Genomic DNA, 18755 nt, shown 5'->3' with positions numbered 1-18755 from the left:
CGGGAATAGCAGGAAATATGCACACAGTTGGTTGCCGGAGAAAAAAATCTGAATTTTCCCTCCCATTCCTGGGCCACACGGTGGCCCACAGCCGCGAAGTGAGACCTTATGGAAATTGAATTAGTATCCCTGGACCGTTTGCGCCCTTACGGCCAAAATCCGCGTAAAATCGACGACGTGGCCGTCGCCGCCGTGGCGAAATCACTCAAGGAATTCGGCTTCCGGCAGCCGATCGTCGTGGATGCCGAGCTGGTGATCATCGTCGGGCACGTGCGGCTTTTAGCCGCGAAAAAACTTGGGCTGACAAAAGTCCCGATCCACGTGGCTAAGGATCTGAGTCCCGAAAAAATCCAGGCGTACCGGATCGCCGACAACGCCACGGGGGAACTGACCGACTGGGATTACCAGCTCTTGCCGATCGAGCTCGCCGCTCTCAAGGAGGCCAACTACGATCTAGGCCTCTTGGGCTTTTCGCAGATCGACCTGGCTAAAATTATTCAGGGGGGGGTGCGTCCCGGCCTGATGGATCCCGACGATATCCCGGCGATGCCCGACGCCGCGACGACCCAACCCGGAGATTTGATCGTCCTGGGTAACCATCGCCTGCTCTGTGGTGATAGCAGTAAGCCCGCGGACCTGGACCGGCTCTTGGATGGGCAGCCGATTCACCTGGCCAACACCGATCCCCCCTACAACGTGAAGGTGGAACCGCGTTCCAACAACGCCATAGCCGCGGGCCTCTCCTCGTTTGAAGCAATGCATCATCAATCGTTCGATGCCGCGCGCAAAGGTAAGGCCCCGCCGACCAATAAAAAGCTCCGGGCGAAAGACCGGCCGCTCGCCAACGACTTTGTGTCTGACCAGGCGTTTGATGATTTGCTAGCAGCGTGGTTTGGCAATATCGCTCGTGTTCTGTTGCCGGGCCATGGGTTTTATATTTGGGGCGGATTCTCTAACTGCGCGAATTACCCCGGCGCTTTAAAGGCGGCGGAATTATATTTCTCACAAGCAATTATCTGGGTCAAGAATCAGCCGGTCCTCACACGGAAGGATTTCATGACCGCCCACGAGTGGTGCTTCTACGGTTGGCGGATGGGGGCGGCGCATCGGTTCTTTGGACCCAACAATGTCCGCGACGTGTGGGATGTTAAAAAAGTCCCGCAACAGCAAATGGTTCACTTGACCGAGAAACCCGTCGAGCTCGCCACCCGCGCGATTGAGTACTCCTCCCAGCCCGGCGAGAACGTGCTGGATCTCTTTGGCGGCTCGGGATCGACACTCATCGCCTGCGAACAGACGGGGCGCAAGGCCCATCTGATGGAGCTCGACCCGCTCTACTGCGATGTCATCGTCGAGCGCTGGGAAAAGTTCACGGGGAATAAGGCTGTGCGTTTAGGTAATAAAACCGTGCCTATGACTGATAATTCCGGGCAATCGACTAATAACCAGACCAAGGCGGTCCCCAAGCGAAAAGTCAAAACAGCGGCGTGAGCGGAGCGCGGGGGATCGCCTGCCACTGGCACTCGATCCCCTCATTAAAGGTAATCAGCCCCGCTTGGTCGTCGCGAAACGGGCGTGAGTGGCCGGGGAGTTCTCCCGCCAGACTCCCCAGGTAAGCCCCGTCGTCGGTCTCGCCACAGCAGAGTGGGTTCCCTCGCCGGGCGATGACCAGCCGCAGGGGGTTGGCCCACAGGCCCAGGATCGCGAGCGGCCCGTCGACCGCCACCACGGCCCGCGTGGCCCGCGATAAGAGCGACCCCGGCAACTTGGCCATGAGTAGAGCCAGGGACTCGGTATCGCACGCCGTACGCCGCACTAGGCCGTACTGGCGGGCCAGTTCGCGGTAGTTGCGGACGACGCCATTGTGGGCCAGCCAGCCGCGGCCGACGCTGTGGGGATGGTTGTTGTCGTTGTCGCTGTACGAACCATGGGTTGCCCAGCGGCAATGACCGATCACCGCCTGGGCGTGGCGGCAACGGTCGAGGTCCCCGAGGCGGGCAGACACCGCCCCGGGCCGTTTGAACATTTGCAGCCGCCCCGCCTGGTCGATCCAGGCGAGGCCAAAAGCATGATCGCCGCGTTGCTCGGTTTCGGTGGCGATCCGGCGGAGCAGGTCCAGGTCGGGCCCGCCGCCGGTTTTCGTGATGTATCCAAAGAGTCCACACATGGTATCGATTCTCCTATTAGGCTTGGGTGTCGTATTGTTTGGCCAGCTCGAGGAGCTTGGTCTTGATCGGTCGCAGGTCGTATCCCTCCGCGACTTCGCCCCAGGTCTTGTGGCGAAGTTCCCCCTTGTACCACCCCTTGGTCCAGGCCAAGCGATAGAAGAGGCGATTGAGTTCGGTTTCGCCCACCCCGGCCCCGGGGCGGTCCCAGCAACTCTTGGTGCCGGGCGTTTTGGTGTATTCCCAATCGCCTCGGCGTTTGCTATTCAAGGCCAGTTCCACCAAGCCCAGGCAGAGCATCAAATAGCCAAAGACTTTGGTCTTATTGAGCGTCCCCGCGAAGACCCGAAACTCGATCCGGTTCCGCCCGCGGGCGAGGTGCGTCAGGTTCAAGAGGTGAAAGCGGTCTTGCTCGCAGCGTTGTTTCGCGGTATCGGGGTTGGCGTATTGTTTGATCCGCTTGGTGTAATTGGCCCGCTCGCGTTTCTTGGTTCCGGTCGAGGCGTACAAGGCCCGTTCGTGGTTTCCCACCAGGTTGATCAAGCGGGCCAAGGCGGCGGCGTCCCCGTTCCACTCGACGCTGATATGCAGGCCGCAAGAATCGTTGACTTGGCCCCCGCAGATTTTGATCGCGTCGATCGCGCTCAGCACCTGTTCCACCCCTTCGCGCCCTTTAAGTTTGGGCGATACAAATTCGCAGGCCTTGCGGCCGACCGATTCGCGGATCGATCCGTCCCGTTCGGCCTTCCAGCCTTCCGGCAACCAGGGGACCTGGTACCCGCCGTGGTAGGGGCCGATGCGGGTAGGGTCGCTGGTCGGCAGGGTGGTTTCGAATTCAATTCCAAAGGCCAGGTCGCGGGCGTGCATCGTTCGGTCTCCAGGTATGGTGTAAAAGCGTTCATTACCAACACGCTCACACAGTTACCTCGTTCGCGCAAGGACCTCAAGCGAAGGGCGCGAGGAAAACAAAAAGAATTCCCAGGTTTTTTCCGAGGAAAACATTGCCCGCAAAGGATCCTGTCCCGCCTGACATCCTTGTCGGGCGGGGCAGGCTATCCGTGGTTTCTAGGCCGAAGCAAAGACGCAGTCGGCCAATCCTTCGCACAGAAAATCGACGATGGCCTGAGCCTGGCGATTTGTCACCGCGATATCCAATCCGCGGTCGAAGTTGAATACGGTGGCCCTGGTGGCAATCCGTTGCACCCACAACTTGGAAATGCGGCTGCGGCCCAATTCGTATTCCGCGCATTCCGCGTGCGCGCGAAAAACCAGTGCGCTGAAGCGATATTCGGCGTTGATGGTGCCGGTAATCCAGACCCCTCCCATCCGGGACTTGCGGGGAAATATGCGTTTGATTTCCAAATCTAGATCGAAGTTGTTTGCGGACATTGTTTGGTCTCCCAAAAAGCGTAGTAAAAAATGCCCGCCTGGCGAACTCCCTTTCGCCAGGCCGGGCCTCCGTGGTTTACAGTTCGAACGTCGTTTCGAGTTTGGCCCGCTCGGCGGCGATGTGGGCCTCGACCAAATCCGCCCGCAGGCCCGCGGCCCGCAACTCGGCCTTGAGCGCGTCGGCCAACTTATGCAGGTTGGCCAGGGCGTTGGCGGCGGTCAGAAAAGCGTGGGTTAGTTTTTCCGCCTGGCGGGGTTTGAAGGCGGCGAGGTCGGTTTGGGTTTCGGTCGCGGTCATCGTTCGGTCTCCTAGGTATGGTGTAAAAGCGTTCATCAACACGATCACACAGTTACCTCGTTTTTCCACCCACATCCAGGGAATTGCGGCTCTTTTTTCAAAAATTCCAAAGTTTTTCCAATGGCCGACAAGGAACCTAAATCGCCTGAGAACCTTGACCCCGGGCGGCTCACTCCCGCCCAACTGGCCCAGTTATTGGCCAAGGTGGCGGGGCAAAAAGTTTCCCCGGAAAGAATCACCCAGGACGTGGCGGCGGGGGCCCCCACCAACCCCGACGGGACATTGCACTTGGTCCACTACACGGCCTGGCTGGTGGGAGCGATCCTATGAACTTCTATGCCGCGGATCTGCACCGAATCGAGTACCGCCTGTCGCCGGCCGAGCGAACCGCGCTCGCGCGTCGGGCCCGGCGGGGAGATCGGGCCGCGCGGGAACAACTGATCGAATCGATCTTGCCCCTGGTTGTACAGCTCGCCAAGCGCTGGCACGCGCGCTATCCGCAGGTGCCAATCGAGGACCTGATCCAGGCGGGGAACCTGGGCGCGATCAAAGCGGTGGATGGGTTTCGGCCGTCGCGTGGCTTCGCGCTCACCACATATGCGTTTCGCGCGATCCAGCAAAACATCCGTCGCTTCGCTGTGGAACAAGGGGTGATCCGCGTTCCCTATTACCAGTCCAGCCACCAACGGACCGAGAAGTATCAAATGGCAGTCGAGCGGGCACGCTCGATTAGCGCATACGAAGAGGGGACGCATGATCCACCGCAGGTGCCACCTGCCGTCCACGAGGATGACCGACAGACGCAATTGCGCGAGGGAATCACTCGGTTGCCGGCACGACTACAGCGGGTGATCGAGTTACGACTTGCTGAGAAAACCTACCAAGAGATCGGCGAGGAACTCGGCGTCAGCAAGGAACGCATCCGCCAATTGCTGGTTAAAGCGCACAAGAAGTTGCGCGAAAGTCTTAATTCGTAATACGTATTTAAATAGCGGGGCCAGCCAGTGCGCAACCACGGCTGACCCCTAACCACCATGCAGGTGCGAGCTGCACGCGGCTAAAAAAAACTAGCTTGCGGCGCTGGCCCTGCGCAAAAGGGACCATGCCCCGAACCAGTTTTCTCGACCGCGTCTACACCGCTCTCCTGCCACTGGTAGCGACTGTGACGAATAATCCGCGCGCGCTGAAGCCCGGCGAGCTGGTACGGCTCCTGAACACCACTCCCGCTGGCGACGTTCTGACCGATCGCATCCTGCGTTTGCACCGTGAACGGGCCGGACTACGGATCGCCGGCGAACGAGAAAAAACGCTCGATCTGCTCAAATATGCCGCCTGGCTTTGTCAGCAGCCGCGGCGTACGGGAGGGGGAGACGGGAGGCAAGAGGCGGGAGCAGGGACCGCCGCGCGGGCCTACCATGCCAAGCGCGAACGGGAACGCGCCCGCAATGCCGCCGCCAGCCAAGAGGGGCGGGACATCGGGCCGATCCCGCCGATCGCCGTTCCCGCCCGTCGCGAACGCTGCGAGACTTCGCTCCAGGCGTTTTGCGAGACTTACCTCGCCGAGCAATTCCCTCTGGAGTTTTCCGAGGATCACTTGGCGGCGATCAAGTACATCGAAAGCTCCGCCATCGAGGGGGGGCTCTTTGCGTTTGCGATGCCGCGCGGCTCGGGGAAAACCACGCTCTGCGAAGCCGCCGCGATCTGGACCGTGCTCTATGGTCGGAGGCGGTTCCTGGCCTTGATTGGCGCGAGCGCCGATGCGGCCAATGAAATTCTCGATAGTATCCGCACGGAGTTTGAAACCAACGATTTACTCGCGGCCGATTTTCCCGAGGTCTGTTTTCCCATTAGCAAGCTCGGTGGGATCAACAATCGAGCCAGCGCGCAGCTCTGCTGCGGGGAGCGAACCCGGATCACCTGGGGGAAAAAGTCGCTGGTGTTCCCGAGCATCCCCGGCAGCCGGGCGGCGGGAACAATCATCAAGTCCTCGGGGATCGATGGCCGCGTGCGCGGCATGCGCCACAAGCTATCCGACGGTACATCCTTGCGGCCGGATCTCGTGATTGTCGACGATCCGCAGACCGACCGGACAGCTCGCAGCGAAGACCAATGCCGCAAACGCGTGGCCACGCTCGCTGGTTCCGTCCTGGGCCTTGCCGGCCCTGGCAAGAAGATCGCGGGCTTTATGCCCTGCACGGTCATCGTGCAGGGGGACATGGCGGACCAGATCCTCGACCGCGAGCGACACCCGGCCTGGCACGGCACGCGGCTGAAGCTGCTTTACACCTTTCCCACCAATAACAAGCTGTGGGAGGAATACGCGGACCTGCGGCGGACTAGTTTTCGGAATGGAGGGAAGGGAGAAGAGGCAACCAAGTTTTACCGCAAACATCGCCAAGAGATGGATGCGGGGGCGAAGATCGCCTGGCCCCAAAGGTATAACAAGGATGAGTTGTCGGCGATTCAGAACGCGATGAATTTGTTTATCGACAACGAAGCGGCGTTCTGGGCCGAGAGTCAGAACGCGCCGCTCAAGGAAGCGAGCGACGACGAGGATCTGCCGACCAATGCCCAGATCGCCGGAAAAATCAACCAGCTCTCCCGAAGCCTGGTTCCGCAGGCGGCCACGAAATTGACCGCGATGATCGACGTGCAGCACAAGCTCTTATATTGGGTGGTCGTCGCCTGGACCGACAAATTTGGCGGATACGTTTTGGACTACGGCACCTTCCCCGAACAACAGCGCGTGCACTTTAAGTTGCGCGATGTGCGGCACAACCTGGCGAAGATCTATCCGGGGCAGTCGATGGAAAGCCAAGTCTATCACGGGCTGACGGACTTGATTTCGCAACTTTGCGAACGGGACTTTGCCCGCGAAGAGGGGGGGCACGCGCGGATCGAGCGGCTGCTGGTCGACTCGGCCGACGGTATGACGAGCGATATCGTCATGCGCGTCTGCCGCACGCATCCGCACAAAGTGATCGTCCTCCCTTCGCTCGGCCGCGCGATCAAGAAAGGGGAAAAGCCGATGCACCAGTACGCCAAAAAGGAAGGTGAAACCATCGGCTATCACTGGCTTTTGCAGCGGTCGCTCAAGCACGCCGTCAAGCAGCTGGTGATTGACACGAACTTTTGGAAGTCGTTTGTCCAGCGAGGTCTGGCCGCGCCCCTGGGAGAACGGCACGCCCTCAGTTTGTACGGCACCCAGGGAACCCGGCATTTGCTGTTCGCGGATCACTGCACGAGCGAGGCGCGCACGCGGGTACCCGACGAGCGCACGGGGAGCACGCACGAATCCTGGAAACTGAAACCCGGCCAGAGTGACAACCACTGGTTCGATTGCCTGGTGGGAACGGCCGCCGCGGCCAGCCAACTGGGGATCAGCGTCGACGCCGGGACCGATCCGCGGCGGCAACGACGCCGCATCACCGCGGCCGATATTCCCCAGCGGAGGCGAGCATGAGCGCGAGTTTTGGTCCAGCAGGTTTAGGCGTGGTCTGTCCCCGCTGCGGCTGCGCGGATTCCCAGGTGACCCACACCGTGAGGATCCTCGGCAAGATCCACCGGCGCCGGGTCTGCCGGCATTGCGGCCGGCGGTTCGTCACCCTGGAATTGCCGCCGGTGGAGATCCCGCCGACACCCCGCCAACGCAAAAAGGTCTGAAAATTATACCTTAGTTGTCGGTTAGTGTAACGCTGTGCTTTTCAAGGAATTCGTGTGCTTCCTTCGCTGGCAAGATAATATTAAATCGATAACGACGGTGCGATACACCATCTTTAAATTGTGTATCCACATACTCATAAATAGCCATTTGATCAAATTCCATCGAGGTCGGCTGTCTAATACAAAAAGACGGATAGCAAGAGGATTCGGTAGCCGGGTCTTTTCCCCCATCATAGGGACCATCCACAAAAACATTTACTGATTTCATGTTTAACGGCACGTGAAGTGCTAGCTAAAGTAAAGTAAAGGCTCTAGCCCCGAAGGCGAGGCTAGAGTTGGTATTGAGCCAATACCTGGTTTTATGATATCTACCGTCGCATTTAGCGTTGGTAGACAGGAGCATTCCAACTACCCTTCACCAGACTGATTGCGTGCTCGCAATCCGCCTTGTTGAAGTAGCCCTCACTTGAATCGGCAATAATCTTATTATTCGCCGACACCAAATTCCACCGCCAGTAACCTTGTTTATCAACATACATATAGTATGCCATGAAAAATACTCCTAAAAAAAACTTGGAAACAAGTTACAAAGTGTACTTGTTTAAATACTATCATGATGGCAGTTGGTGGCACATTGAATTGCCCGCAACTGACTTAGAGGATGCGCAAGCACGGATTAATAAATTGCCACACGCGCAAGCTCTGGGTGAACTCAAAGCAAAAATACCCGTGGGTCTAGGGTTTCTCGCCAAATTCTGGTGTTGGCTGGCGAATGCCAGCAGAATGCTAGGATTGAGAAACTGAACGCATTTGCTCCTCCGTGAAGTTAGCGGGTCAGATTAGGCGATAAATTATACCGCCAACTAAAGCAACCATGCTTTGCCGCTGTCAGAGTCTTGCGAGGGCATCTGATTTTGGCCAGCTAAGGTCAAATGTACACTAAACTATCTTTCTACACAATCCATAGCGCAAAAAAAGAACGGGGACTGTGATCGACTAAGCGGCCACAGTCCCCACAGATGTCCTCGCACCAGTTGTTGTACACGACAGGGGGTAGCTAAACAAGTGAATTCTTTCACAAACTCGGGCATTTGCAGATTCTCTCGCAAAGCGCTCTAGCAGATCGGCAATGCGGTTCACCTAAATTAGGGAACTTTTTTCACGCTAATTGCTATTAGTAGCAGTATTTTCCCGCTCGCCTTTGCTCCCGCTTGTTTCCCCGGAAACGCCGGACAACAGTTTCGGTATGAGCGATCTAGCGGATGAAATCGAAGCCGTGGCCAGTGGCCCCAAGAGCGTGCAGAACGCCGGGACCAAGGTGGACGCGCATGATTTGAGCGACCTGATCGAGGCCGACAAATACCTCAAATCCCAGGACGCGACGGCCAATCCGACCCATCGCGGTCTGCGCTTCAACAAGCTCGTGCCACCCGGCGCCGGCTAACGCCAATCATAAAAAATGTAGGAGGCGACTCCGTCGCCGAGACCACTGATGTCGTGGACGCGTTGGTTTTCCCGTTTGCTCGGATCGCGGCCGCGTTATAGCGCGTCCCGCCGATCGCTGCGAGCGAAATACGACGCGGCCCAGACGAACGCCGACAACCAACGCCACTGGGCCAACGCCGACAACCTTTCGGCCGTGGGGGCCAATAGCCCGGCCGTCCGCCGCACACTGCGGAACCGTTGCCGTTACGAGTGCGCGAATAACAGTTATGCCGCCGGCATCGCCCTGACGGTCGCTAACGACCTGATCGGCACCGGCCCGCGGTTGCAGATCGAAACCACCCAGCGGGAGGGGAACCGGCAGTTGCGTGACCAATGGTCGGCCTGGAGCCGGGCCGTCCGCCTGGCCGAGAAACTCCGCGTCATGCGGCAAGCCCGGATGCGCGACGGGGAGGCCTTTGCGATCCTGGTCAGTAACCCACTGTTGCCGACCGAACAACAACTCGACCTGCGATTGATCGAAGCGGAACAGGTCGACGAGATCGAATACGACGCCGTGGGGAATCCCACGCGTTACCAAATTTTTGACGTGCATCCCAGCGACGGCCAATCGCAGGCGAAGCCCTACGATGCGGCCAGTGTGATCCACTGGTACCGGATCGAGCGGCCAGGTCAACTGCGGGGCATTCCTGAGTTAACCCCGGCCTTAGGACTATTTGCGAATTTGCGGCGGTACACCGAGGCGGTCATTGCCGCCGCCGAGACCGCCGCGGATTTTGCGGCGATTTTATTCACGACGACAGCACCGGACGGAGCGGCCGAAGTCGATCCATTTTTAGAGATCCAGATTGAAAAGCGGATGCTGACGACGGTACCGGAAGGGTGGCAGCTGGCCCAAATGAAGGCCGAGCAACCCACGACCACCCAACACATAGTTATTTTAAGTTCATTAAATCATGGAAAAAACAGGGAAATACAGGGTATTGCCGCCTGAAATTGCGGATGCTTTGGCCGCTGTCCTGTTGGATATATCCGAAAAACTGGACAGAGAAGAGAAGCCAGCGCCCGCCGAATTGCCCGACCTGGACGAGCAAACCAAGGCCGCCGCCTAACTAGGCCAGGGCGGCTTAAAGGTACTTCCTGCGAGTTACTGCCCATGCCCCCTACGGGAATAGTAGAAAGTTTCAGCCACACACTGAATTACATGAACTGTTAGGGGGGAATATGGAACGGGAAAGCGTCTTAGTTTCGATTCTGGCAATTTCCGATGCAATTTTTTATCCCTGCCGGGAACCTTTGGAAAATGGTCCGTTGATTTACGGAGCGCGAAAAACCTTTGTAAAAAAAGGAATTCCCTGGAGTTCAACCCTAATTGGGGCCAGGAATAACGCCCAGCAAGTCGAGATCCACCGGCTAGTTGGATCCCTGATTCACGAAGGCTTAATTAAGTGCCACGGGCGGGAAAATAAAAAATTGACGGATCAAGGGGATTCTTACGCCCGGCGATTGGTAGGAATTCCCACTATAGCGGAATCCATTGGATTATTGGAACTTCTGGCAGAATACTCTAAAAGCGCAAAAGGTTATGAGCATTTCAATGCTAGGTGGCAACCGGAAACATGGTTGGCATTTCAAGAATTTGACACGCCCGGCTTTTCCGAACAAGCGCGGGGAATCGAAATGCGCTTACTGCCAGCATTAAACCGAAATTGGGTAGATTCTAATTGTTCAACCCTAGGGCATTGCTGGTATCGGCTGAAAGAATGCAGGCCGGATATGTGGGCGCTATCGTCCAAGCAGGCTGATTTTGCAAAAGAAGTTCAAATAAATCCTGCCATGCAAAAACTCTATAGAGAATTGCGTACATTTTTACCGAAAGCCGAAAAGATTTTAATGGATATTGGCCTAATTCCTATTCCAATTTCCACCGGGATAACGGGAATACCCACTTTGTAACTTGACAGCGAGGAACTGGTATTTGCCTAATCAAGCGGAAAATAACCTGGAATCGGGGCAACCCAAACGCCAAAAACGCAAGGTGTTCCCGCCAGGGCATAAGTTGCGTTACGTTCATTGTCCGCTTCCGCGCTGCCCGGAATGCCACTCCTCAAATTTAATTAGCTTTAGGTCGGATAAATTTGAAGGCACCATTTGGAGGCATACCGAGTGCAGGGTATGCGGAGCAAAATTTATCCTTATTTTGGAATAGTATCCAAAATTTGGATAATCCAGATTTTAAGGGAATAAAGTTGGGTATCGAACATTTATCCGCTGACCTAAAAATGCAAAACTTAATCGAAAAATTCCCGTTGGCCATACTCCCCCCCGAAAAGGAGTTGTTTTCCATTGGATGCTTAGCCGAACGATTCCAGCTAAGTCATCGGGAATTGTGCGCGATTCTGGAAGTTCAAAGTATCAAGCCCGCTTTACGTGTGAATGGCGTAACGTATTTTGACGGGAACGCCTTTGAGAAAATCCAGATGTTCCAGAAAGTCGAGGGGGGGCGATGAATCGGGCAAAACTCATGCTAACCGCGGCGGCGACCGTTTCCCCGGAAACATCCAAAAACCCGCGCGTTGACATTGTGGCATATTCTGGCGGTTTTATGTCGCCTAGCGGGGTGTTTGGCAAAGTGATTTTAGACTTGGCTGGTATGGAATTGCCGCCCAGCTTACCGCTTCTACATGCCCATTCGGATTCCCTGGAAAGCACACTAGGCCAGGGGCGGGCAACTGTAAAGCAAGGTCAATTGCACTATTCCGCCAGTTTAGCGCTGGTTAATACCACTTCACAACAAATTCTAGCGCTCCATAAAGCAGGTATTGAGTTTCAAGCTTCCATCGGCGCGGAGGTCCTGGAACGCCAATTCCTACAAGAAGGGGCCAAAGTAAAGGTTAACGGCAAGGCTGTTACCGTTCCACGGGGCGGAGCAAGCTTGATTACTAAAAGCATTTTGAGGGAAGTTTCCATTCTTACCATCGGAGCGGACGTTAATACGTCCGTTTCTATCGCGGCGGCTGCCGCAAAGGTCCTACCCATGCACAAGAAAACCAAACAACTCGCCAGCGCTCAGAATCCTACATTTCAATTCACGGAAGCGGAAGCAGCGCCTGCGATGATTGAAGCCGCCGGAAGTCCCGCCTTAGTTTCCGAAAACGTCCAAGCCATGCGCCAGCAAGCAACCGCCGAGGCGCTGGAAACCAACCGTATCAATTTGATCCGCGATAAGCTACACGACCCGATTATCCAAGCGCAAGCTATTTCCGAGGGCTGGGATAACAACCGGGTTGAATTGCATGTGCTGCGGTCCGCTCGTCCCACGGGGCCGAGAATTGCGATACACTCCCCGCGCGAAGTAACGGGAGAAATGCTAACGGCGGCGCTCTGTTTAACGGGGGGTGTGTCGGAAACTAAAGTTGGCAAATGGTTTGGGGAACAAGTTACCAATGAGGCGCTTCATCGAGATTTACGCGGAATGTCGATTCAGGGTGTCATGCGTTACGTTATTCGTGCTGCTGGCATGCATGAACCCCAAGGCCGTTGGGAAAACGAACATATCCGCACCGCCTTTCGGGCAAATTCCACATTGCAGGCAAATTTCAGTTCCGTGGATTTGCCGGGCATTCTAGGGAACGCCGCCAATAAATATCTCTTGGACGCCTACGAAACTATTGCCACAACTTGGCAAATGATTTGCGGTGTGCGCGATTTGAAAGATTTTAAGCCCGCTGCGGTTTATCGTTTGAACGCAATGGGCAAGTTCCAGCAACTCCCCCCAACCGGGGAGCTAAAGCATCTTTATATTGAGGAATCATCCAGCACGAACAAGCTGGAAACTTATGGCGCGTTGCTGACGCTTACCCGCCAAGAAATCATCAACGATGATTTAGGAGCGTTCGCGCAACTCCCCCGCGCGTTAGGGCGGCTAGCCGCTATCGAGGTCGAGGAAGCCTTTATTCGGTTATTGTTGGCAAACTCCCCGACATTCTTTTCGGCGGGAAACAAAAATCGACAAACCGGCGTAATAACTGCCCTGGGAATTGACTCCCTCACCAAAGCGGAACAGTTATTTATTCAGCAAAGGGATACCAACAAGCGGCCATTGCTGATTGTGCCGCATGTTCTCTTGGTCCCCAGCGCGCTGAAAACCGTTGCATTGAGCCTGGTCCAAGCCACGCAAATTGTGGCAACCACCACCGCCAATGCTCCATTGCCAAACATCAATCCGCATGCTGGACGTTTTATGCCAGCTTCTAGCCCATTTTTGGATAACGGATCGGGACTTGCGAATGCCAGTGACACAGGCTGGTATCTCTTTGCCGACCCGAATGTTTACCCGGCGTTTCAAATTGGTTTCTTGAATGGCCAGACCACGCCTATCATCGAAGAAGGCATTGCATCCATTGATACTTTGGGGATGAGCTGGCGCAGCTACTTTGATTTCGGCGTTGCCCAAGCCGACCCTAAAGGGGCGGTACAAAGCACAGGCGTTGCCTAGTGCCATTATTTCCGTTCAAGCGGAATAAGATTTTTAACAACAAGCAACTGGGATTTCCCTCTCCCAGTTTGCCCAGCGCCCGCCTTTTCTGGGTGATTTAGGCGGGCGCTTTTTTTATTGCTGCATTTTGCCACGGCGCTCTTCGTCTTGCGCTTTGGATTGCACGCGGGATCGAAACTCATTATCGATCGCCAGCAATTCATGTTTGACCATCTTATCAATTTCGGGCGTGATTTTGGCCGGATCGGCAATCGCGGCCAGGGCCACTATGCACCGCCGCGCCTTGCGTAAAGTCCGCTGGGTTTGCTGGCGCAAAGCCGCTTTTTCCGCCACGATTTTGGTTAGCTGGCATTCCGTTTCGCAAAGCGGATCAACTTTAACGGGCATGGCATAACCCCCAAGAGCGGAACATTTCCCCGGAAAACCGCCAAAGTATAACGCGCGGAATTTCTTTGGCGAGTCAAACTTAAAAAAACTTCTGCCCAATCCTTGCAAAACGTGCTAGCACGGGTAAATTGAACAGCACTAAAAGCCCGCAAGGGTAGTAACTCGTTAGTTGTAAGTTCGTCTGTCACATTACGCAGGCCCGAGAAGCTTCTGCGCGGTCACCAAGTACGCCCGTTTTGCGGGCGGGCAAGGTCCGCCGGGTGGTGTTACCCGCCCAGTAGGGAGTTTCTCGGACTTGCGTTTTTTTTGTGGCCAGACTGACCGCAACAGCGTCCCCGGTTTCGACCGGGGGCGCTTGAGAGCGGCCATCAAAGCCCGGAAAGCGCTCTCCCGATGCCCGCCGCGCTCTTGCCGAGCGCAAGGAAGCTTCCCGCCGCTAATGGAATTCAGGTGGCTTATTTTCTGTTACACGCTTTCCTGCCGCATCGGCGGATAAGCCCCAATTCCAAGTATGGGGTTAATGTCCGCCATGCCGTTAGGCTTTTTGAACGTTTCTTAAAGCGTTGCGCCCATGTTTCGGATTTGAACCGTGAAAACCTGTTGGCGTTTGGCCGTCGGTTAGCGCAACTAGGTTATTCCCAGCGTTCCATTCGCCAATTGCCAAGCGCTCTGTCGATGATTGCCAAGCATGCCTACAGGCTAGGGCTATTGGCAAATTGGAAGCCCCTGGATCGCCCGCGAAAGGCGACAAGCAAGCCAGCGCGAATTTATCCACCTGGTACGCTCTGCAACTTTTTGCAAACGTTGTTTAAGGCAAAATGGAAGTTAAGCCCTGGTAGCTATAAGGGATACTTGCAGACGTTTGAAAGATTGAATTCGCACCTGGGGCATCATGCACAGCCGGAAGAAATTACGCCTGAATGCTTGCAAGGGTATCTCAAATCGCTCAAGCAAGCCGGTTATCAAGCGGATACTTGCAGATTTGACGATATGGCCATTCGCCGGATTATGCGGGAATTTCATCCCGAGCGCTTCCCCAAACGTTGCATGAAAATCCTTTTGCCGCCGCCAGAAGTTGGCACGTTACGAGAGTATTTCGAGAATACTTATCAACCAATTCAACTCACTGGTTGCTCTACGCGCAGCACTGAAGACTATCGGCATTTTTTTCGTTATCTCCGGGATTTTCGCCAGGGTAGGGATATTATGCTGTCCGAATTAACGGACAGCCTTGCGGCGGATTATTTTAAGTATCTGCAAAGCCGGGGAATGAACGCCGTAACAATCAATAACCATCGGGCGCGACTGTTTGCGATATGGCGTTACGCGGAGGAACGCGGCAAAGTTTCCGCACCGCCGCGCGTTCGCAAATTCAGGGTAGCCAAGCCAGCGCCGGACGCCTGGACACAAGCGGAGTTAGAGAGCATCATTCGCGCGCCGCTAATGATGTCGTGGGGGAAGCCGAAAAGTGGAATCGTCAAAGGGAAACTATTTTATGCATTGTTTCTAACCGCTTATTGGACGGGCTTGCGCCGGGCCAGCTTGGCTAAACTCACGCCCGCCAATGTGAATTTGCGCACGGGGTGGCTGGACGTTGACGGCACCCAAATGAAAAACGGAATTGGCAAGCGCTATCGACTTGGTTGCGATGCCTTGGAAGCCATACGGGCAATTTGGAACCCGGAACGCAAATTTCTCTTTCCGGGAATTCAGAATACAGGCATTTTTTACAAGCAATTACGGCGTATTTTTAAGTTTGCTGGCGTTACCCCGAGCGCCCGCAAAAGCGTTTCCAAGATGCATAAGTTACGCCGGACAGCGGTTACTCTTGTGGCCATTAAACAAGGGTTGCAAGCAGCTTCAGAGTTTGCCGGGCATTCCAATATCGCCATGACAAAATTGTATGTCGATCAGTCACAGTTAATCGGCAATGATGCCACGGAGTTTTTGCCCATGCTTACCACCATTGATTTACAGGCTGATGCAAGCCATTGCGATAACCCCATTAACGCAGCTCCCAAACAGGCGGCTGATTTTCTCGCCGATGCCAAACGCCTTTACGATTTAAGGGAATATACCGCCGCCGCAATGCTCTCCCGTGTAGCCCTGGAACGTTGGTTGCATGCTTATGCCAAAACTTCCAAGACAGCGCTATCGAACAATACCGGCATGCGGCGTATCGGGCATGCGCTCCATAAAGAATCTTTGATTGATGAGGTATCCGCCCGGCTACTCAACCGAATTGCCAAGACCGCAAACAATGCGGCGCATGGCAATGAACGTAGTCACAAAAGCACGTTAGAACTGATCGAAGGAACAGAATTGCTTATGAATCGTTATCCCTTAGTGGCTACCACCGCCGCGGAATTGGAGTAATACGGCATGCCCATACTCATTCATTGCCGGGGGCCACCAACAGAGCCGCGCGGCTATACCACTTTCATCATTTTATTTCTTTTTTTCCAGAGGCGACCCATGAATACAGTCAAGACACGCAGCAAAAACAACCCCGCGCAGAATGAAGTTTCCCCGGACACTTTTCCCGATTCGGAATGGTCCTATTTGCCGTTGCATTTAATTGAGCCAAACGCGGCAAATCCGCGCGGCGACTGGGAAGACCAAGACTTGGAAAAGTTGGTCCCATCCATTGAAGCCGTGGGCATTTTGCAGGCAATCGTAGTACGTCCAATTAACTCCCCGGCTGGTCCACGGTATCAATTGATTGCCGGGGAACGCCGTTTCCGGGCGGCACAATTGGCCAAGTTAAAAACAATTCCAGCGCGTATTCGCGCGGTTAACGATCAAACCATGTTGGATCAAATTCTAGTCGAAAATGTCCAGCGCAAGGATTTGAACCCTATCGAGAAAGCTAAATTGCTGGAGCGTATTTGCCAACCGTTGGCCGCCGGCGGCGGAGGGAAAAGCCATGTTGCGGCTGCCAAACTGTTTGGAAAAACGCACAGTTGGACAACAAACCTTATCCGCTTACTTAAACTGCCGGAAAGCTTTTTGCAAAAAATTGCTAAAGGTGAAATGCTGGAATCGCAAGGGCGCTTGCTAGTACCGCATTGCGATAACCCGGAGATTCTAGAAGCTGTTTCAAAGGATATGGAACAAAATCCTTGGGCGTGGAAAAGCCGTGATGATTTTGAGCGCAGCTTAGGGCTAGTGATCGCCCGTAGCACCGGGGAATTGAAAGACCATAAACCCCGCATGGCGCGAGAAGATTCTAAGTTCGATAATCCGCCAATTGCAGCCATGCCTAACGCTAGCGTACAAATGAAGTCAACTGCGGATTTAGAGTACACGGAAACGATGCAAGAAGTGGAATCATTCATTCTGGACGATATTTGCGAAGCAATTCATAAGTTAAGTTCCCTGGATTCACTAGCGCGGGTAATTTCCGCCGCTGACAACCGTAAGCAAGAATTGTTGGATACCAATTTATCCGCTAATTCCATTTCCCCTAAGAAGCTTGCTTAGTCATGCCCGACCATAACACCCTTATTCCCGCCGTTGGTTATATCCGCATGTCAACAGACAAGCAGGAAGATAGCCCAGCGCGTCAACGCAAGGATATTGAAACTCTTGCGCAACGACAGGGCTATCAAATAACCGACTGGTTTGAAGACCACGGAATGACGGGGACGGAATCCGCCAAACGGGAAGACTTTCAACGGCTAATGAAATTAGCCAAGTCTGGAAAGTTTAAGGCTGTTTTGCTCTCGGAACAAAGCCGAATGTCGCGGGAAGACGTGTTCGATGCCATCGAGCATTGGCGCGTCTTCCGCGATGCTGGCGTTTCAATCGTCACCGCACAGCGCGGATCGCTAGACTTTAATAACCTGGGGGGGGTGATTACCGCGATTGTCGATCAACACGGAGCGCACGAGGAATCCGTTAAGATTGCGCACCGGGTGGCGAGTGGACAGCGCATGAAAGCTAAAGCCGGGCAACGCATTGGGGGAATTGCAATTGGTTATGATCGTGAAATTTACGATGAACAAGGAAAGATGATACGTAAAGTTGGCTACCGCGAACGCTTCCGAAAGCCCATTTCTTGGCAATCTAAGTTGGTCCCGACTGATAACAAGGAGATCATAAAGCTGATTCAATGGGCATACGATGCAATCCTAAATGGTTTGTCGTTAAGTGCGATTGCTGCGGAGTTTAACAGACGTAAGATTGCAACAACTTACGGAAATAATTTTTCCGTTTCAGTTGTTGGTGATATGCTCCGCAACCCTGTCTATGCGGGCATATTGTGCGTTGGAAGATGGCCGCGCGGCAAGTTTTCGACAGTGGCAACGGAGGGATTAATTGTCGTAGAGGATGCACATGAAGCAATTGTTCCGCGTAGCACTTTCGAGCAAGTACAGGAGATTATTAATCAGCGAAAATCATTAATTACCATGCGGCATCCGCAATCGTACCTATTGAGCGGTTTTTTATTTTGTGCGAATTGTGGAATTAAAATGTATGGGGCAAAGCTTGATTCAAACGAAGAATCACAAAGAGTTTACCGCTGTAACCCTAACAAGCATGTTCGCCCATATTCACCGAATTGTCCGCATCCCAGCGTTGACAGCGACAAGCTAAACAACTTTGTGCTAAGTCTCATTCGTAAAATACTTATCGAACCTGACCATGAAGCTTTAATACGCAAAGCAATTATTCGCTTGAAACACAAGCATGTTACAAAGGTTAATCAAGATGAAATCCGCCTTGCGGAATTGAACCGCAAAATTAAGGTTGCTACTGAAAATATGGTCCTAGCAGAGACTAAAGAGGATATGAAAGTTTATAAAGAAATGCTTGACCAATGGAAATTTGAGGTTCAGCAGATCAACGATACTAATGCGAGACAAGCTGATGAACTTAAACCCTTACCGCAAGCCCTGAGCGCGTTGAA

Annotated in this window: 20 protein-coding genes; 13 read left to right on the top strand and 7 right to left on the bottom strand. The window is 54.4% G+C overall.

Annotated elements, in window-relative coordinates; genetic code table 11:
• Positions 1 to 108 precede the first annotated feature (108 nt).
• Positions 109 to 1491 (top strand): DNA modification methylase, encoded by a 1383-nt coding sequence (locus SFX18_00575; protein ID MDX1961612.1) that lies wholly within the window; start codon positions 109 to 111, stop codon positions 1489 to 1491.
• Here SFX18_00575 and SFX18_00570 read toward each other — a convergent pair.
• The 4 genes from SFX18_00570 to SFX18_00555 form a co-directional block, all read right to left on the bottom strand.
• Positions 1475 to 2167, bottom strand: a complete 693-nt coding sequence (locus SFX18_00570; GenBank protein ID MDX1961611.1) for a class II glutamine amidotransferase — start codon at positions 2165 to 2167, stop codon at positions 1475 to 1477. The genes SFX18_00575 and SFX18_00570 overlap by 17 nt on opposite strands.
• 16 nt (positions 2168 to 2183) lie before the next feature.
• Positions 2184 to 3032 (bottom strand): amidoligase family protein, encoded by an 849-nt coding sequence (locus SFX18_00565; GenBank protein MDX1961610.1) that lies wholly within the window; start codon positions 3030 to 3032, stop codon positions 2184 to 2186.
• A gap of 198 nt (positions 3033 to 3230) precedes the next feature.
• Complete coding sequence (locus SFX18_00560) at positions 3231 to 3554, bottom strand: hypothetical protein (protein ID MDX1961609.1); 324 nt, start codon at positions 3552 to 3554, stop codon at positions 3231 to 3233.
• A 76-nt stretch (positions 3555 to 3630) separates the two neighbouring features.
• Complete coding sequence (locus SFX18_00555; protein MDX1961608.1) at positions 3631 to 3852, bottom strand: hypothetical protein; 222 nt, start codon at positions 3850 to 3852, stop codon at positions 3631 to 3633.
• 120 nt (positions 3853 to 3972) lie between these two features.
• On the opposite strand from SFX18_00555, the gene SFX18_00550 reads away from it, so the two are divergent.
• The 3 genes from SFX18_00550 (at position 3973) to SFX18_00540 (ending at position 7315) form a co-directional block, all read left to right on the top strand.
• Positions 3973 to 4182 (top strand): hypothetical protein, encoded by a 210-nt coding sequence (locus tag SFX18_00550; protein MDX1961607.1) that lies wholly within the window; start codon positions 3973 to 3975, stop codon positions 4180 to 4182.
• Entirely contained in the window at positions 4179 to 4829 is a 651-nt protein-coding gene (locus SFX18_00545) for a sigma-70 family RNA polymerase sigma factor (protein MDX1961606.1), read from the top strand. The genes SFX18_00550 and SFX18_00545 overlap by 4 nt, the downstream gene beginning before the upstream one ends.
• Positions 4830 to 4954: 125 nt before the next feature.
• Positions 4955 to 7315, top strand: a complete 2361-nt coding sequence (locus SFX18_00540) for a terminase gpA endonuclease subunit (GenBank protein MDX1961605.1) — start codon at positions 4955 to 4957, stop codon at positions 7313 to 7315.
• A gap of 210 nt (positions 7316 to 7525) precedes the next feature.
• On the opposite strand, the gene SFX18_00535 is transcribed toward SFX18_00540, so the two are convergent.
• Both SFX18_00535 and SFX18_00530 read right to left on the bottom strand, forming a co-directional pair.
• Positions 7526 to 7783, bottom strand: a complete 258-nt coding sequence (locus SFX18_00535; protein ID MDX1961604.1) for a hypothetical protein — start codon at positions 7781 to 7783, stop codon at positions 7526 to 7528.
• Between the two features lie 112 nt (positions 7784 to 7895).
• Entirely contained in the window at positions 7896 to 8066 is a 171-nt protein-coding gene (locus tag SFX18_00530) for a DUF1508 domain-containing protein (GenBank protein ID MDX1961603.1), read from the bottom strand.
• On the opposite strand from SFX18_00530, the gene SFX18_00525 reads away from it, so the two are divergent.
• The 6 genes from SFX18_00525 to SFX18_00500 all read left to right on the top strand — a co-directional run bounded on the left by SFX18_00525 (position 8065) and on the right by SFX18_00500 (position 13456).
• Positions 8065 to 8319, top strand: coding sequence for a hypothetical protein (locus SFX18_00525; GenBank protein ID MDX1961602.1), 255 nt, complete (start codon positions 8065 to 8067; stop codon positions 8317 to 8319). The genes SFX18_00530 and SFX18_00525 overlap by 2 nt on opposite strands.
• 397 nt (positions 8320 to 8716) lie before the next feature.
• Complete coding sequence (locus tag SFX18_00520) at positions 8717 to 8959, top strand: hypothetical protein (protein ID MDX1961601.1); 243 nt, start codon at positions 8717 to 8719, stop codon at positions 8957 to 8959.
• 48 nt (positions 8960 to 9007) lie between these two features.
• Positions 9008 to 9952: a phage portal protein gene (locus tag SFX18_00515; GenBank protein ID MDX1961600.1), complete on the top strand. Its 945-nt coding sequence runs from the start codon at positions 9008 to 9010 to the stop codon at positions 9950 to 9952.
• The gene (locus tag SFX18_00510; protein MDX1961599.1) at positions 9942 to 10070 is read left to right on the top strand and encodes a hypothetical protein; all 129 of its coding nucleotides are present in this window, start codon (positions 9942 to 9944) and stop codon (positions 10068 to 10070) included. The genes SFX18_00515 and SFX18_00510 overlap by 11 nt, the downstream gene beginning before the upstream one ends.
• Before the next feature lie 112 nt (positions 10071 to 10182).
• On the top strand, positions 10183 to 10914 hold the full coding sequence (locus tag SFX18_00505) for a hypothetical protein (GenBank protein ID MDX1961598.1): 732 nt from the start codon (positions 10183 to 10185) through the stop codon (positions 10912 to 10914).
• Positions 10915 to 11464: 550 nt separating this feature from the next.
• The gene (locus tag SFX18_00500) at positions 11465 to 13456 is read left to right on the top strand and encodes a hypothetical protein (protein MDX1961597.1); all 1992 of its coding nucleotides are present in this window, start codon (positions 11465 to 11467) and stop codon (positions 13454 to 13456) included.
• Between the two features lie 114 nt (positions 13457 to 13570).
• Here SFX18_00500 and SFX18_00495 read toward each other — a convergent pair whose 3' ends face one another.
• Positions 13571 to 13843, bottom strand: a complete 273-nt coding sequence (locus SFX18_00495) for a hypothetical protein (GenBank protein ID MDX1961596.1) — start codon at positions 13841 to 13843, stop codon at positions 13571 to 13573.
• Positions 13844 to 14236: 393 nt separating this feature from the next.
• Between SFX18_00495 and SFX18_00490 the strand changes: the two genes are divergently transcribed.
• From SFX18_00490 to SFX18_00480, 3 genes are all read left to right on the top strand, one after another.
• Positions 14237 to 16219: a phage integrase SAM-like domain-containing protein gene (locus tag SFX18_00490; GenBank protein MDX1961595.1), complete on the top strand. Its 1983-nt coding sequence runs from the start codon at positions 14237 to 14239 to the stop codon at positions 16217 to 16219.
• Positions 16220 to 16318: 99 nt separating this feature from the next.
• Positions 16319 to 17326, top strand: coding sequence for a ParB/RepB/Spo0J family partition protein (locus SFX18_00485; GenBank protein MDX1961594.1), 1008 nt, complete (start codon positions 16319 to 16321; stop codon positions 17324 to 17326).
• A 2-nt stretch (positions 17327 to 17328) separates the two neighbouring features.
• Positions 17329 to 18755 (top strand): recombinase family protein (locus tag SFX18_00480; protein MDX1961593.1); only part of this gene is annotated, 1427 nt, incomplete at its 3' end.

Source organism: Pirellulales bacterium (assembly GCA_033762255.1).
Taxonomy (GTDB): domain Bacteria; phylum Planctomycetota; class Planctomycetia; order Pirellulales; family JALHPA01; genus JANRLT01.
This window is presented reverse-complemented; position numbering and strand designations above follow the sequence as displayed.